Origin of the sequence: Algivirga pacifica (genome assembly GCF_039543525.1) — a bacterium.
Lineage (GTDB): Bacteria > Bacteroidota > Bacteroidia > Cytophagales > Flammeovirgaceae > Algivirga > Algivirga pacifica.
Genome location: NZ_BAABJX010000033.1, coordinates 166,775 through 181,296, shown reverse-complemented (window position 1 = coordinate 181,296; position 14,522 = coordinate 166,775). Strand labels below are relative to the sequence as shown.

15 protein-coding genes are annotated in these 14,522 nt (G+C 38.7%); 8 read left to right on the top strand and 7 right to left on the bottom strand.

Features of this window, described 5'->3' with window-relative positions:
* Nucleotides 1-285: 285 nt before the first annotated feature.
* Nucleotides 286-603 carry a YbjQ family protein gene (locus tag ABD985_RS11830; protein WP_345371977.1) on the top strand — a complete coding sequence of 106 codons (318 nt, stop codon included), beginning with the start codon at nucleotides 286-288 and terminating at the stop codon, nucleotides 601-603.
* Between the two features lie 38 nt (nucleotides 604-641).
* On the opposite strand, the gene ABD985_RS11825 is transcribed toward ABD985_RS11830, so the two are convergent.
* Both ABD985_RS11825 and ABD985_RS11820 read right to left on the bottom strand, forming a co-directional pair.
* Nucleotides 642-1,610, bottom strand: coding sequence for a YheT family hydrolase (locus tag ABD985_RS11825; protein ID WP_345371975.1), 969 nt, complete (start codon nucleotides 1,608-1,610; stop codon nucleotides 642-644).
* Between the two features lie 42 nt (nucleotides 1,611-1,652).
* Nucleotides 1,653-2,357, bottom strand: coding sequence for a DUF1573 domain-containing protein (locus ABD985_RS11820; RefSeq protein WP_345371973.1), 705 nt, complete (start codon nucleotides 2,355-2,357; stop codon nucleotides 1,653-1,655).
* Between the two features lie 334 nt (nucleotides 2,358-2,691).
* Here ABD985_RS11820 and ABD985_RS11815 point away from each other — a divergent pair, with 334 nt between their 5' ends.
* Nucleotides 2,692-3,240, top strand: a complete 549-nt coding sequence (locus tag ABD985_RS11815; RefSeq protein WP_345371971.1) for a hypothetical protein — start codon at nucleotides 2,692-2,694, stop codon at nucleotides 3,238-3,240.
* Between the two features lie 193 nt (nucleotides 3,241-3,433).
* Here ABD985_RS11815 and rplI read toward each other — a convergent pair whose 3' ends face one another.
* The 4 genes from rplI to ABD985_RS11795 form a co-directional block, all read right to left on the bottom strand.
* A complete protein-coding gene (rplI, locus tag ABD985_RS11810; protein WP_345371969.1) occupies nucleotides 3,434-3,880 on the bottom strand; it encodes a 50S ribosomal protein L9 in 447 nt (148 codons plus the stop codon).
* Between the two features lie 42 nt (nucleotides 3,881-3,922).
* Nucleotides 3,923-4,174 (bottom strand): 30S ribosomal protein S18, encoded by a 252-nt coding sequence (gene rpsR / locus ABD985_RS11805; protein ID WP_345371967.1) that lies wholly within the window; start codon nucleotides 4,172-4,174, stop codon nucleotides 3,923-3,925.
* The gene (gene rpsF / locus ABD985_RS11800) at nucleotides 4,171-4,539 is read right to left on the bottom strand and encodes a 30S ribosomal protein S6 (RefSeq protein WP_345371965.1); all 369 of its coding nucleotides are present in this window, start codon (nucleotides 4,537-4,539) and stop codon (nucleotides 4,171-4,173) included. The genes rpsR and rpsF overlap by 4 nt, the downstream gene beginning before the upstream one ends.
* A 119-nt stretch (nucleotides 4,540-4,658) precedes the next feature.
* A complete protein-coding gene (locus tag ABD985_RS11795; protein ID WP_345371963.1) occupies nucleotides 4,659-5,627 on the bottom strand; it encodes a CobW family GTP-binding protein in 969 nt (322 codons plus the stop codon).
* Nucleotides 5,628-6,100: 473 nt separating this feature from the next.
* Between ABD985_RS11795 and ABD985_RS11790 the strand changes: the two genes are divergently transcribed.
* The 6 genes from ABD985_RS11790 to ABD985_RS11765 all read left to right on the top strand — a co-directional run bounded on the left by ABD985_RS11790 (nucleotide 6,101) and on the right by ABD985_RS11765 (nucleotide 13,123).
* The gene (locus tag ABD985_RS11790; RefSeq protein ID WP_345371961.1) at nucleotides 6,101-7,129 is read left to right on the top strand and encodes a tetratricopeptide repeat protein; all 1,029 of its coding nucleotides are present in this window, start codon (nucleotides 6,101-6,103) and stop codon (nucleotides 7,127-7,129) included.
* Nucleotides 7,130-7,267: 138 nt separating this feature from the next.
* A complete protein-coding gene (locus tag ABD985_RS11785) occupies nucleotides 7,268-8,044 on the top strand; it encodes an enoyl-CoA hydratase/isomerase family protein (protein ID WP_345371959.1) in 777 nt (258 codons plus the stop codon).
* A 99-nt stretch (nucleotides 8,045-8,143) separates the two neighbouring features.
* Nucleotides 8,144-9,646 carry a lipopolysaccharide biosynthesis protein gene (locus ABD985_RS11780; protein ID WP_345371957.1) on the top strand — a complete coding sequence of 501 codons (1,503 nt, stop codon included), beginning with the start codon at nucleotides 8,144-8,146 and terminating at the stop codon, nucleotides 9,644-9,646.
* Nucleotides 9,647-9,654: 8 nt separating this feature from the next.
* Nucleotides 9,655-10,089 (top strand): dUTP diphosphatase, encoded by a 435-nt coding sequence (gene dut, locus ABD985_RS11775; RefSeq protein ID WP_345371955.1) that lies wholly within the window; start codon nucleotides 9,655-9,657, stop codon nucleotides 10,087-10,089.
* Between the two features lie 128 nt (nucleotides 10,090-10,217).
* Entirely contained in the window at nucleotides 10,218-11,222 is a 1,005-nt protein-coding gene (locus ABD985_RS11770; RefSeq protein WP_345371953.1) for a sugar phosphate nucleotidyltransferase, read from the top strand.
* 143 nt (nucleotides 11,223-11,365) lie between these two features.
* Nucleotides 11,366-13,123: a tetratricopeptide repeat protein gene (locus ABD985_RS11765; protein ID WP_345371951.1), complete on the top strand. Its 1,758-nt coding sequence runs from the start codon at nucleotides 11,366-11,368 to the stop codon at nucleotides 13,121-13,123.
* 66 nt (nucleotides 13,124-13,189) lie between these two features.
* Here ABD985_RS11765 and ABD985_RS11760 read toward each other — a convergent pair whose 3' ends face one another.
* Nucleotides 13,190-14,332: an acyl-CoA dehydrogenase gene (locus ABD985_RS11760; protein ID WP_345371949.1), complete on the bottom strand. Its 1,143-nt coding sequence runs from the start codon at nucleotides 14,330-14,332 to the stop codon at nucleotides 13,190-13,192.
* Between the last annotated feature and the right edge of the window lie 190 nt (nucleotides 14,333-14,522).

Below are 14,522 nucleotides of genomic sequence, written 5' to 3'. Positions count from 1 at the left end.
AGGAAGAAGGAAGAAGGAAGAAGGAAGAAGGAAGAAGGAAGAAGGAAGGGCGCCCCTTGTGGTCGCCCCGACGATAGGGTAAAAGAATAATTAAGAAGAACCTAGTCAAAGAATTCAGATTTTATCGGTTACGATCCTTTGAGAGAGCAATTGGAGTATCATAGATAAAATCGCTCTTTGACCATATGCTAAGGTTTCCAAAACTATACAATAGATCTTTCTTTTATGACTGCATGATTATGGCTAACTTCTATAAGTTGAATTCTTAACCTAAACACCAAGACAATGTTAATGACCACCACAAACACCATTGAAGGACATCCAGTACAGCAATATCATGGATTAGTATCAGGAGAAGCGATTATCGGGGCGAACTTTATGAAGGATTTTTTTGCTGGTATTCGTGATATTATTGGAGGGCGATCTTCTTCCTATGAACGCGTACTGAAAGAGGCAAAGGAAGAAGCCTTGAAAGAGATGCAGTTGCAAGCGAAGGAAAAGGGAGGGAATGCAATTATTGGAATTGATTTGGATTATGAGACCGTAGGACAGAATGGAGGGATGTTGATGGTGGTGGCTACAGGGACGGCGGTGAGTATTTGAGGGTGGCTAAGCCCTAAGGCCGCGCCAGTGGCGCGGCCTTAAAACTTCCCCAAAAATGTCAAACTTCTCTTTTCCGTGTAAGTTTCTTTCTCCCCTGCAATGCAGAAACCGACGTGTCCACCTTTATTAGGAGCTTCCAAGTCTACATATTTATGATTTCTGAGAAGATCATAAGGAATAGAAGGAGTTCCAAGGAAAGGATCATTGGTGGCATTGATGACCAAGGTAGGATGCTTGATGTTTTCCAGTTGGTATAGCGAACTGGCTTTTTCGTAATAATCATTAGCATCCTTAAATCCGTGCAGGGGAGCAGTATAATACTCATCAAATTCCCTTAGTCGCTTGATATTATGTTTTTCGATAAGAGAGGCATCGATTTGCCCAGGAAGCATTTTGGCCTTGATTCTTACTTTGTTGTTGAGGTCATACATAAAGTTTTTATTGTAGATCAAGCTTCCGAAAGTCTCCAGTTTGTCACAACTGCTGCTTAGGTGGATAGGGGTAGAGATCGCAACACCCGCTTGTATAGAAGAAGGGATATCATGTTTCTTATTCCCCAAGTAATTTAAGGTCACACTACCTCCCATACTAATCCCCACCAAAGAAATGTTGTGGTAGTTATAAGTAGCAACCACATGTTGTACGACACGGTCAATATCACCAGTATCACCACTATGATAGAAACGAGGCAGTCTATTCATTGTGCCACTACAGCTACGGTAGTTCCATGCTAAAACATCCCATCCAGCTTCATTGAAAATTTTTACCAGTCCGTGGCAATAGTGTCGGTCGCTACCTCCTTCTAGTCCGTGGGTAATGATCAATAGTTTGTCGCTTCCTATTTTGGACCAGGAAAGGTCTAGGAAATCCCCATCGTTTAGCTCAAGACGTTGAGGGGTGTAGTTTACTCCTTCTACCTTTCGTAGTTTAGCTGGTAAGATGGTTTGCATATGTCCATTGAAATGCATCATTGGAGGTCTGAAAGGAGTAGAATCAAGGATTGCCATAGTTTATCTTATTATAAAAAATATATTTTTCACTGCTCACTGCTACAGCGGCATCGTTAACTTTAATAACTGTTTACCGTTTATATGGTTGCTTTTTACGGTAAAGTAATGCTCAAAGCCCGGGAAGTCATCTGGATGAACGGTTATCGTTAGTTCTCCAATGTCTCCACTTTCTACTGTTTGTTTACTCCACTGTACATTCAAGCAATAGCAAGCGCTTTTTAACTCATCAATAAATAATGTTTCTTTTCCCGTATTGGTATATCGAAATGTGGTGGTCAGTAGCCCTTCTTTATTGTAAATAAGTTCTTTTTCCGTATGGTCAAAGAGTAAGAAAGGCTTTTTGTTCTCATCTATAATTCTTGAAGAATCTGTAATGGGGGCGTTGGTAATAGTAGCTTCTATACTTACCGTCTGGGAGAAGCCAGAGTTGTCTATAAGGGTAGCTTCTTTTCGAATATAGCTATCCATTCCTTCGGTGTTGATACTCAAGGTAAATGAGTCCTTTTCTTTGGGGGGGATAGGTTTGTCTTCTAAGTGGGCTTGGGTACATCCGCAATCAACGGATAAGTCGTAGAGTTGGTAAGTGCTTGTGCCTACATTGGTGTAGTGAAAGGTATAGGTTAGGGTAGTGTCTTTTGGAACTTTCCCGAAGTTGACAGAGCGAGTATGTAGTAGGGGGATTTGTCCAAGACTATGGAGTTGTGCCAATATGGAAATAATGAAAAAAATGAGGGGTGATCTCATGTGAACAAAGTTGTTTTAGTTTGCCATTAATAAGTTGTGCCAACCTAAGTATAGAAAGTTGGTTTATGTGGAAAAAATAAATTCTATATCAACTTTCCGCTACAAAGGTAATAGGTTTGACGAAATATAGTAGTGACTCAAAATCCAATATAATAATCATGACTTTAGGGTATTGATAGTTAAAATTGAACTCAGTTGTTAATTTTTAAATAAGAGTAGTTTATTTTGTAGAATAGTCATTGTTAGGCTTAATGTTTTGTTATACTGTATGCTTTTTATATGCGTATTGGTGTGAATGACTCAAACTAAAAAACAAACATAAAACTATTGAAACATGAAGAAGTATCTTATTTATACCATATTGGTAAGCTGCCTGTGCCTCGCTTGTCAACAAGAGGGGATAGGTGATTATGCATCATTGAGACATTTTATTGAGTTTACTGATCAAAATGGAAACTCATTGATAGGGAAAGGTATTATAGAAAAAGATTCAATATTTAAGTTATCAGTAACAAGAGATCACAATGGCCTTTACGATACCACATTTATCCCATGGGAAGGAATCGAACTTGGTAATGTTACCTATATTGAGGGAGCCTATCGATCAGATGGGAGAGACTCTCTAAAATATGATTGGTGGGTAGAAAAAACTAAGCATTCAATATTTTTTCAAGATCAGCAAACACTATACGACTACAAGCTATTGTTTTTAATTAATGGACAAGAGTACGAGTTTTATTTTACAAGATATCATCGTAGTAAAGATGATAAAATTATAGTGCAATTAATACACAATGGAGATGAAGTCCCTATTTACGCCGAAAATGAGGCCTATAAGCCTTATTCTATAGTGAATTACAAGGCGGTACTTCCTGGATATTAGTTTGGTTAGGTGTAAGTACAAAAGAAAGCCTCAACTCTAACTATTTTGGAGTTGGGGCTTTTTGATTCTCTTTGTGGCATTAAAACCAAAAGAGGCGATATATCTCAAAGATACACCGCCTCAATCGGAAAAAACTTATAGCAATACAGGTTGTTTAACATACTGCCTCACGGCAGAAAACAATGTATTGTAATTATTGAGCTGCTACTACATCAACAGTGATAGAGTGCTCTACTTCTTTGTGAAGGTCAAGTACTGCAGTGTAAGTACCCAATACTTTAACTTCAGAAGTGAAACCAATTTTCTTTCTGTCTACCTCGAAACCTTTAGATTTCAAAGCGTCAGAAATTTGAAGAGGAGTCACTGCACCGAAGATCTTGCCAGACTCACCAGCTTTAGCTTCGATAGTCAATGTCAACTCACCAATGCTAGCAGCCAAAGCCTCAGCATCTTTCTTGATTTTCTCTACTTTGTGAGCAGCTTGCTTGATGTTTTCTGCTAGTACTTTTTTGTTTTGCTCTGTAGCTAGTACTGCATAACCTTGAGGGATTAGGTAATTTCTACCGTATCCAGGCTTCACATCAACCAGGTCATTCTTATAGCCAACACCTTTGATGTCGGTTTTTAGGATGATTTCCATTGTTGTATATACTTTAAATGTATTTGTCAGATAGAATAGAAATTACTTCAAACCGTCTGCTAGGTAAGGTAGCAAAGCGATTTGGCGAGCTCTCTTAACAGCCTTCGCAAGTCTCTTTTGGTATTTCAATGAAGTACCAGTGATTCTTCTTGGAAGGATTTTACCTTGCTCGTTCAAGAATCTCATCAAGAAGTCAGCATCTTTGTAATCGATGTACTTGATGCCATACTTTTTGAAACGGCAGTACTTTGCAGTCTGCTCTTTTCTGTTGATCGGTTCGTTCTGTAATGTCATGATGCTGATTCAGTTTTTTGTTGATCTTTAATCAATTTACCGTTTCTTCTTCTTTCGTTGAACTCTACACCGTATTTGTCTAGGTGTACTGTCAAGAAGCGAAGAACTTTCTCGTCACGCTTGAATTCGATCTCGAAACGCTCGATCAACGTAGGCTCAGCTTTGAACTCGAACAATTGGTAGTAACCAGTTGTCTTTTTGTTGATAGGGTAAGCCAATTTTTTCATACCCCACGTCTCAGAATGGTAAAGATCAGCACCATTTTCTTTCAAGAAGTTCTCGAACTTCTCGACAGTCTCCTTGATTTCGGCATCGTTCAGCACAGGCGTTACGATGAAGACTGCCTCATAGTTTTTCATACTCATAACTTAATTACCTAATAAGGTATTACATTAATTTAAATAAAAATGATTACTCATTTTCGAGTGCGCAAAGGTAGAAATTAATCCTTAAAAGTACAAATGTATCTCCGTAATTCACTGTATTAGCTTTTCAATAAGCATTGTTTGAAGCGTCTTTCCAGTACTTTAGTGTTTAATTCTTTTCCGATAAAGACCATGCGGTTGGTACGTTCCTCTTCCGGTCTCCAAGGGGATCCCAAGGTGATTGCTGATTGATTACGAACGGCTTGAAAGATGACTTTTCGATCTTCATTGGGGAAATGAAATATTCCCTTAATACGATAAAAGGCCTCTCCCTGCAATTGTAATAAAACCGTTAGCCAGTATTCCAGCTCCTGAGGGTTTACCATTCCTGTTGCCGTAATGCTATGAGAGACAATGTGATGGTGATGGTGATGGTGATGAGCAGGTATAAAAGAGCTTTTTTCCTCTACCTTTTCCGGAGAGTAGGCCTTAAGATCCAAAATCTTCTTACTACCATAGTCTGCATTTTGGGTGGTAAGGATATCAGCATAAGGATTAAGTTTCTTAAGCACTTCTTTGACTTCTTTTAAATACCCTTCTGCGACTAACTCTTTCTTGTTAAGTAGTATAAGGTCTGCGAAAGTGACCTGTTGTACAGCATTTTCGTCATCCTTCAGACTGTCCTCCAAATATTGCGCGTCGGCCAGGCATATTGTTCCGTCAAGGTAGAAATACTTTTGCACCAACGGATCGGTGGTAAATGGCATAGCGATACTAGAAGGTTCAGCAATACCAGTGGTCTCTATTAGTAAGTGATCAAACTTATCACTTTGCTGCAGCAGTTTATTGAGTGTTTCGTGCAGCTCTTCACTGAGCGTACAACAAATACAACCGTTAGACATTTCAAAGATTCCATCCTCTATGCCAACCACCAGGTCGTTGTCAATCCCTGTTTCTCCAAACTCATTTTCTATAATGGCAAAGCGTTTGTTAGGGTGTTCTGCAATAATGCGATTGAGTAATGTGGTTTTCCCTGCACCTAAAAAACCTGTGATGATCGTGACCGGGATACGATTGATATTTTCCATAACAAGTAGATCTATTTTGAATTATTTTTATACAAATGAATAAGGAGACTACTATTGCACATGACCATTTGTGATACTGTAAGTATGGATGATCTATAAAACGTAAAGGTAAAAAGTTTTTGCTATTTCCTGTGTGCTCCTCTTTGTACCAAACAGGATAGATTATTTAAAGTTGTAGTATTATTAGTTATATTTGAAACCTTTAAATAAATCAGAAGAAAATGAGAACAAACATGAGAAAAGTTATGATGGGAATGCTCCTGTTAGGAGTATTGGGAACGAGTATGAGTTCGTGTCACAGTCGTCGAAAAATGAAGAAATTTGATCCTACAAAACCAATTCCTTGTCCTATCAAAGATTGCTAGAAAAATATATAGTATAGCGCAAATATTGTCAATATAGCACAAGGTATCGCCAACCATAGCACAGGGCATCGCCCTGTGTAAAATGATATACATTTTACCAATTACACTATGAGAAATAGATTATCTCACCTCCTTAGTATAGCCCTTCTAGGATTGTTTATTGTAAGTTGTTCATTGCAGTCAGAACGGGATCAATTCTTTTTAAAAGGGAAGTCGAAGCTTGAGAAAAGGGCCTTTCAGGAAGCAGCCAGAGATTTCTCAGAAGCCATTCGTTTAGATTCCACATTTAGTGAGGCGTATATCAACAGAGGAGTTGCTTATGCTGAACTAGGAAACCTGGAAGAAGCTTTAGAAGACTACCAGCAAGCATTGGTATTGAATGACACCTCTAAGGATGCCTTGTTTAACCGGGCAATAGCTTATTTTGAGGTAGGTAAATATCAGAAATCTTTAGAGGATCTGAACAAGGCAGAGCAGGTTGGTTTGCGTACAGTGAATCTATATGTTAACAGAGGAATGGCAAGACAACAATTGGGGGATACAGAAGGGGCGTTGCTTGATTTTGAGGAGGCGATTGTGTTGCAGCCAGAAAATACGTCTGCTTTGGTAAATAAAGGGTATGTACATTTTAGTCGTCAAGAATACGACTTGGCGGAAGAAAGTTTTCAAAAGGCTTTAGTGCAGGATCCAAAACATGCAGACGCCTTAAATAATATTGGAATGGTAGCGATTGAAGAGAAAAATTACGATAAAGCTATCAAATACCTTACAAAAGCATTGAATATTAATGCTGCTCATCCTTATTACAGAAGTAACCGAGCTTATGTATTGGCATTGTCAGGAGAAATAGAAGAGAGTAGAAAAGATTTAAAGGTCTCTTTGTTTTATCAAAAAGATAACTCTGAAGCATTGCGTAATATGGGGATTACTTATTTACAAGAGCGCAATTGGGAGCAAGCTAAAGTATATTTGGATAGTGCAGCAACCTTGAATCAGTTTACCCCTAAACTTAATTACTATCAGTATTTATTATATAAAGGCCTGAAAGATAAAAGAAAGGCTTGTACTTATCTCCAGAAATCGGTGTCAATGTCTGAAAATATGCTTACGGATATGGATAGAAACTACTGCCAATAAGTAGCATGTTTTCTGTAAAAAAGGCGTATTTTTAGTCGAAATAATGGATAATTTTGTAATATTATTATATCCTTGTTGAACGGAATAAGGAAAAATAGCATCGATTGCTGTATCATATCAAAATAATAACACTGTAGCATGGATTTTCAAAATCTATTACTAGACCAAAACGGGGGAGTACTTACGATCACAATCAACAGAGAAGAAAAACTCAATGCCCTAAATGCAAAAACTATTGGAGAGCTAGAGGAAGCTATTCAAATTGCTTATGACAAAGATGAAATTAGAGCTGTTATTGTCACTGGGAAAGGACAAAAAGCTTTCGTAGCCGGTGCTGATATCTCTGAGATTGCAGAGTTGGACGAACTAAACGCCCGAAAGTTTTCGGAAAGAGGACAAGAAGTCTTTGCGAAGTTTGAGCATTGTCCAAAACCTGTGATTGCAGCAGTCAATGGATATGCCTTAGGTGGCGGTTGCGAGTTGGCAATGGCGTGTCATATGAGAGTGGCGAGCAATAACGCTATGTTTGGGTTGCCTGAAGTATCTCTGGGAATTATCCCGGCTTACGGAGGAACGCAGCGTCTACCTCAGTTGGTAGGGAAGGGAGTGGCTTATGAAATGATCACAACAGGAGATATGATCAGTGCCGAAAAAGCAGAGCGAGTAGGTTTGGCTAATTACAATGTGCCACAGGAGGAATTACTTAAGAAATGTCATGATTTGATTGATAAGATCACAAAGAAAGGTCCTTTGGCAGTTGCGCATGCGATTGACTGTATTCATTATTCATTAACGAGTAGTGATGGTTACAATATGGAGGCGAATGCTTTTAGTAGTTGTTGCAAAACAGGAGACTTTAAGGAAGGAACGGCTGCATTCCTTGAAAAAAGAAAGCCGAACTTTGTAGGCCAATAATAATATGTTCGCCTTTATCGTTACGATAGAGGCGAACAATTAAGGTTTTAGAAAATATCCCGCTTAGGCGGGTTTTTTTTATTGAAGAGAAGAATAAAGATGCTGAAAAGATTAATGTCAGACACGGTGCTTTATGGGATGAGTACCGTATTGGCCCGTTTGATTAATTATACGTTGGTAAGAATACATACGGGAGTGGCAGCGCCAGATGGGTATGGAATTATCTCTATTTTTTATGCCTATATGATATTATTCAATGCCTTGTATACCTATGGTATGGAGACCTCATTTTTCCGATTTGCCACAAAGGCATCCAAAGAAGAGCAGGAAAGAGTCTTTAACAATATCATGACGTCTTTGATGCTTACGTCAGTGTTCTTTTCTTCCTTACTGTATTTTAATGCGGAAGCGATAGGGTTATGGATGGGGTATGACAATAGTGCTTTGTATGTACAGTGGTTTGCGATGCTGCTTACAGTCGATACGCTATTGGTTTTGCCATTTGCTAAGTTGAGGATAGAACAAAAAGCTTTGCGTTTTGCCACCCTCAAAGTTACGGAAGTGATCATTACCGTAGGGCTTAATATATTCTTCTTGATTCTTTGTAGGGATATACATGAAGGAAAATACCTGCAGGAGTGGAAAAGTGTTGTGGATTTAATTTATGATCCATCGCTGGGGATAGGGTATGCTTTTTTGGCTAATTTATTGGCGAAAGTATTGATCTTCATAACCTTCTTCAAGCAGTTTATTACATGGAGACCTCAGCTGGATTGGAAGCGTTTGCAACAATATTATCGTTATGGTTTTCCATTGATACTGATAGGAGTAGCCTTTTTTGTGAATGAGGCTTCGGATAAGATTTTATTGGAAAAGTGGTTGCCTGAAGGGTTTTATGAGCAAGGGGATAGTACTTATGCTATGGGGGTGTATGCAGCCTGTTATAAGTTGTCAATTTTTATAACACTTGGGGTTACGGCCTATAAATATGCAGCAGAGCCATTTTTCTATGCTCAGGCAGGGCAGAAGGACTCTCCCAGGCTTTTTGCAAGAGTGATGAAGTACTTCGTTATATTCTTAATGATGATGGTTGTCGGCGTAGTGGCTAACCTTGATTGGTTGGCTGGTTTGTTGATCGGTAAAGAGGAATATTTGGTAGGGCTGTCTGTTGTACCTATACTGTTGATGGCTAATGTTTTTCTCGGTGTTTATTACAATTTATCGGTTTGGTTTAAAGTAACCGATCGCACGAAGTTTGGAGCTTTCCTAAGTTTGGGAGGTGCGATGATTACCGTATTAGGGAACTACTTCTTGATCCCTATACTAGGGTATCATGGAAGTGCTATAGCTACTTTGGCTTGTTATGGGAGTATGATGATAGCCTCTTATTGGTTTGGACAGAAGTATTATCCTGTTCCATATCAGGTAGGAAATGCGTTATTGTATGTCTTTTCGGGAGTTTTAGTAGCTTATGTTGTATTTAACCTTGAAATAATGCATTTTTGGACTTCATTTTTTGTGAAGAATAGCATACTAATGGCCTTTGTGTTGTTGATTTTGTTTTTAGAACGACAAGAGTTGAGGAAGGTAGTTAATAAGTAACTGAATAGATGAGAATAAAAGTAATTAACCGTTCTGGGCATGACTTGCCTGAATATCAGACAGCACATGCTGCAGGAATGGACTTGAGGGCTTCTTTAGAAGAAAGTATCGTATTGAAGCCATTGGAGAGAAAACTAATTCCTACTGGGATATATATGGAGCTACCTGCCGGGTTTGAGGCGCAAGTGAGGCCTCGTAGTGGACTAGCTTACAAACACGGGCTGACAGTTTTAAACAGCCCTGGTACGATCGATGCAGATTATAGGGGGGAGGTGAAAGTGCTATTAGTGAACCTATCTGACCAGCCTTTTGAGGTGGTAAATGGAGAGCGCATTGCTCAGATGGTGATTGCCAAACACGAAACTATATCCTGGGAGAACGTTGAGGTATTATCAGATACGGATCGAGGAGCAGGAGGCTATGGAAGCACTGGCAAGAGCTAATTCATTAACCTTTTAGGTAATGGTTAACTCTTGTTAGAAATAATGTGTTGATCAAAAATTCTACTATTTTATGTTTAGCCTTATATGTAGCTAAACAATCAATATACTTTTTTTAATAATAAGACATTATGAAAATTGTAGTACCTATGGCAGGACGTGGTTCACGTCTTCGCCCACATACCCTAACAACACCCAAACCACTTGTGAAAATAGCTGGTAAGCCGATTGTTCACCGTTTAGTGGAGGATTTGGCTGCTATGTCAGACGATAAATTAGAAGAAATTGCTTTTGTAGTAGGTGATTTCGGAAAAGAGGTAGAGAGAGAATTGATTGAAATTGCCGAATCTCTTGGGGCAAAAGGAAAAATATACTACCAGGATGAGCCATTAGGAACAGCACATGCGATTTACTGTGCTGCTGATTCTTTAGATGGAAATGTGATTGTAGCGTTTGCAGACACTTTATTTAAGGCAGACTTTACTATCGATAGAAGTCAAGATGGTATTATCTGGACTCAAAGAGTAGAGGACCCATCAGCATTTGGTGTGGTAAAATTAGACGAAGAAGGTGTAATCACAGACTTTATTGAGAAGCCTCAGGAGTATGTCTCAGATCATGCCATCATAGGTATTTACTACTTCAAGGAAGCTGAAAAGTTGAAGGCTGAACTGAAATACTTGATTGATAATAATATCATGAACAGTGGAGAGTATCAGTTGACAGGAGCTTTGGAGAATATGAAAGCCAAAGGGACTAAGTTTAAACCGGGTACTGTTGATCACTGGTTAGACTGTGGTAATAAGGAGGCGTTGGTGCATACCAATAGAAATTATCTAGATTTCATTAAAGATCAAGACTTGATCTCAGAGTCTGCAAAGTTAAATAATGCAGTGATTATCAGTCCTGTTTATATTGGAGAAGGTGTTGAAATCAATAATGCGGTAGTAGGACCTTACGTTTCTGTAGGAAAGAATACAAAGATTTCTAATGCAGTCGTGCAAAATAGTATCGTACAAGAATATACCGTTATTGCTAAGGTAAATATTGAAAACTCAGTGGTAGGTAACTATGTAAACTACGTGGGTAGAGCCAAGGATCTGAGTATTGGAGATTTCACTTCGGTAAAAGAGTAGAAAATAAGATTTTCTCTTGATTTTAATGCCCCTGTAGAATAACTCTTCAGGGGCATTTCTTTTATATGCTTCCCTGAATTTGTATCTTCCATTTAACATACATTCTTTTGACACCTGAATTTTTGTAATTAGCCTTCAAGATAATGAGAATAGACAGTACTTATTGTATTCTTTTTTTACTGATGCTCACCTTGTACCCTACGGGAGAGGTAGAGGCGCAATTCAGGAAAAAAAAGAAGAAAGAAGAAAAAAAGACAGAAGTTATCAAGGGACCTAATGGTCCTACCATTTCAGCCCGATACCAATACGAAGAAGAGTTTATTGGAGCGGTTGGGTTGTATGTTATTCAAGATTATGAAGAGGCACTAAAGATATTCAAAGATTTAGAAAAGAAAGATCCCACCAATGATGTCGTTAAATATCAAATAGCTCTCTGTCTTAAGGAAATGAATGCTTTTGATGAAGCTGAACATAAAGTTGTTCAAGCCCTAAAGCTGCAGGAGGGAAATCCTTATTATTATGATTTTTTGAAGGAGCTTTTTAAGGAACAAGAAAAATGGGGAGAGGTGCTTCAGGTATTGGAAGATAAGCATCGCAAGCTAGGAGAGGATAAGGAGGTGTATATGGAAAAAGCTTCTTGTTACTTGATGCTGAGTAAACCCTATAAGGCATTAGAGCAATACGATTTAGTAGAAAAGAAGTTTGGAGTCGATGAGGTGGTCATTCATCAAAAACAACGTATTTATTTTCGTTTGGATGACTTTGATAAGGTATTGGAAGAGGGAGAGAAGCTAATTACTACTTACCCTCATATAGCAGCTTATCGCTTAGCTCAGGTAAGGATTTTACTGGGGCATCAGCAGAATGATAAAGCAATGGAGTTGTTGAAGCCATTAGTACAGGAGCACCCAGAAGATGGGAATGTGCAATTTTTACTTGGGTATATCTATAGAGGACAAGGGAATCAGGAAGGCTTTTTGGAAGCAATTGAAAAAGCAATTCAAAGTGAGGACTTGGATATTAATGAGAAAACATCGCTTTTGTCCAAGTATTTAGCTTCTCCTACTGAAGCGCAGTTAGATGAGGGATTTCGTTTTGCAGAGTTAGCACTTCAAGCTACACCTGATAGCTATTCCTTGAATGCTATCATGGGATCTTTCTTAGCTCGTAAAAAACAATGGAAAGAAGCCCAGGTATATTATGAGCAATCAGTTAAGCTAAATCCAGATAATTTTGAAGTCTGGAGTGAGCTACTTCATATCGACCAAAATATTCGAGATGTCAAGAAGCTACTATATCACTCTGAAGAAGCGATGGAGATTTTTCCGAATAACCTTAGCTTTTATCTTTTCAATGGACAGGCGAATATGATGGAAGAAAATTACCTGGAAGCCTCCTTGATTTTGGAACAAGCAAAGCGTTTGGCTGTAACTCCTGAAGCCAAAGGACAGTTGAATGCGCAATTGGCAGAGGTATATTATCATATGAAAGACTACGCTAAGTCAGATGCTTATTTTGAGGAAGCCTTAAGGTATACTCCTGAGGCACCGTTAGTATTAAATAATTATAGTTACTTTTTGTCTTTACGTAAGGAGTATTTATCCAAGGCAAAAGCGATGGCTGAGAAGCTTGTAGAATTATATCCAGGTAATCCATCTTATATCGATACCTATGCTTGGGTATTATATGCGGCAGAGGATTATGAGAATGCAGAGAAGTTTCTAGCCAAGGCTATAGCAATTAGCGAAGAAGCCGTTATTCTAGAACACTATGGTGATGTATTATTTAAATTAGGTCAAAAAGATAAAGCCTTAATCTATTGGAAAAAGGCGATGGAGAGAGGAGGAGATGCTAATGAGCAGTTGAGAGAAAAGGTAGAACAAGGAAAACTGGTAGAATAGAAGTTAAAAGATTAATAAAGAAAAAGAGGCTGTCTCATAAATCCTGAGACAGCCTCTTTTTCTTTATTAATCTCTTGTAAGTCCTCTTGAAATAACAATTTTCTGAATTTCAGAAGTTCCTTCGTAGATCTGCGTGATTTTCGCATCTCGCATTAATCGCTCTACATGGTACTCTTTTACGTATCCATATCCTCCGTGGATTTGAACTGCTTCAACAGTAGCTTCCATAGCAACGTCAGAGGCGTAAAGCTTAGCCATGGCAGCTTGCTGTGAAAAGTCCATTCCTTGGTCTTTCATCCAGGCAGCTTTGTAGACCATATTCCTGGCAGCTTCAATTTTCGTTGCCATTTCTGCAAGCTTAAAGCCAATTCCTTGATGCATGTGGATTGGCTTTCCAAAAGTCTTTCGCTCTTTGGAGTATTGAATGGCTAACTCTAATGCACCGGCTGCAATGCCTAAGGCTTGAGCCGCAATACCTATACGTCCTCCATCCAAGGTACCCATCGCAAACTTAAACCCAAATCCATCATCTCCAATACGATTTTCTTTTGGGACTTTTACATCATTAAAGTTCAGCTGATGTGTATCTGAGCCTCTGATCCCTAATTTGTCCTCTTTTTTACCTACTACAAAACCCTCCATATCTTGTTCTACGATTAAGGTATTGATTCCCTTGTGTCCCTTTTCACGGTCTGTTTGTGCCATGACGATGTAGACATAAGCATTTTTACCATTCGTAATCCAGTTTTTGTTACCATTCAGAAGGTAAAAATCCCCTAGGTCTTCAGCAGTGGTGTGCTGTGAAGTCGCATCACTACCAGCTTCCGGCTCTGAAAGACAGAAAGCTCCTATAACTTCACCTGTTGCTAGACGGGTAAGGTATTTTTGCTTTTGCTCTTCGGTGCCAAATTTTTCCAATCCCCAGCATACAAGTGAATTGTTTACAGACATCATTACAGAGGCAGATGCATCCACTTTGGAGATCTCTTCCATAGCTAGTACGTAAGAGATCGTATCCATTCCTCCTCCATTGTATTTAGGGTCTACCATCATTCCCATAAAGCCCATTTCGCCCATTTTATTAATCAGCTCTCTAGGGAATACTTGCTTCTCGTCACGCTCAATGACGCCTGGAAGTAGTTCTGTTTGGGCAAAGTCTCTTGCAGCCTCTTTTACGGCTAGTTGCTCTTCGGTAAGTTGAAAGTTCATGTTGTTTGTACTTATGTGTTGTGTAATGCAAGTTACTACGATTGTAGTGAACTTGTTGTTGATTGGTTGATAAGTGATTGTTTATTCACTTATGGGTAGTAAAAAAACAAGAAGACCATTTATTGTGTAAGTATTCTTGTTTTTGGGTAGAGAAATACTCTATCACTACTTCGAAAAGTACAAATAAATA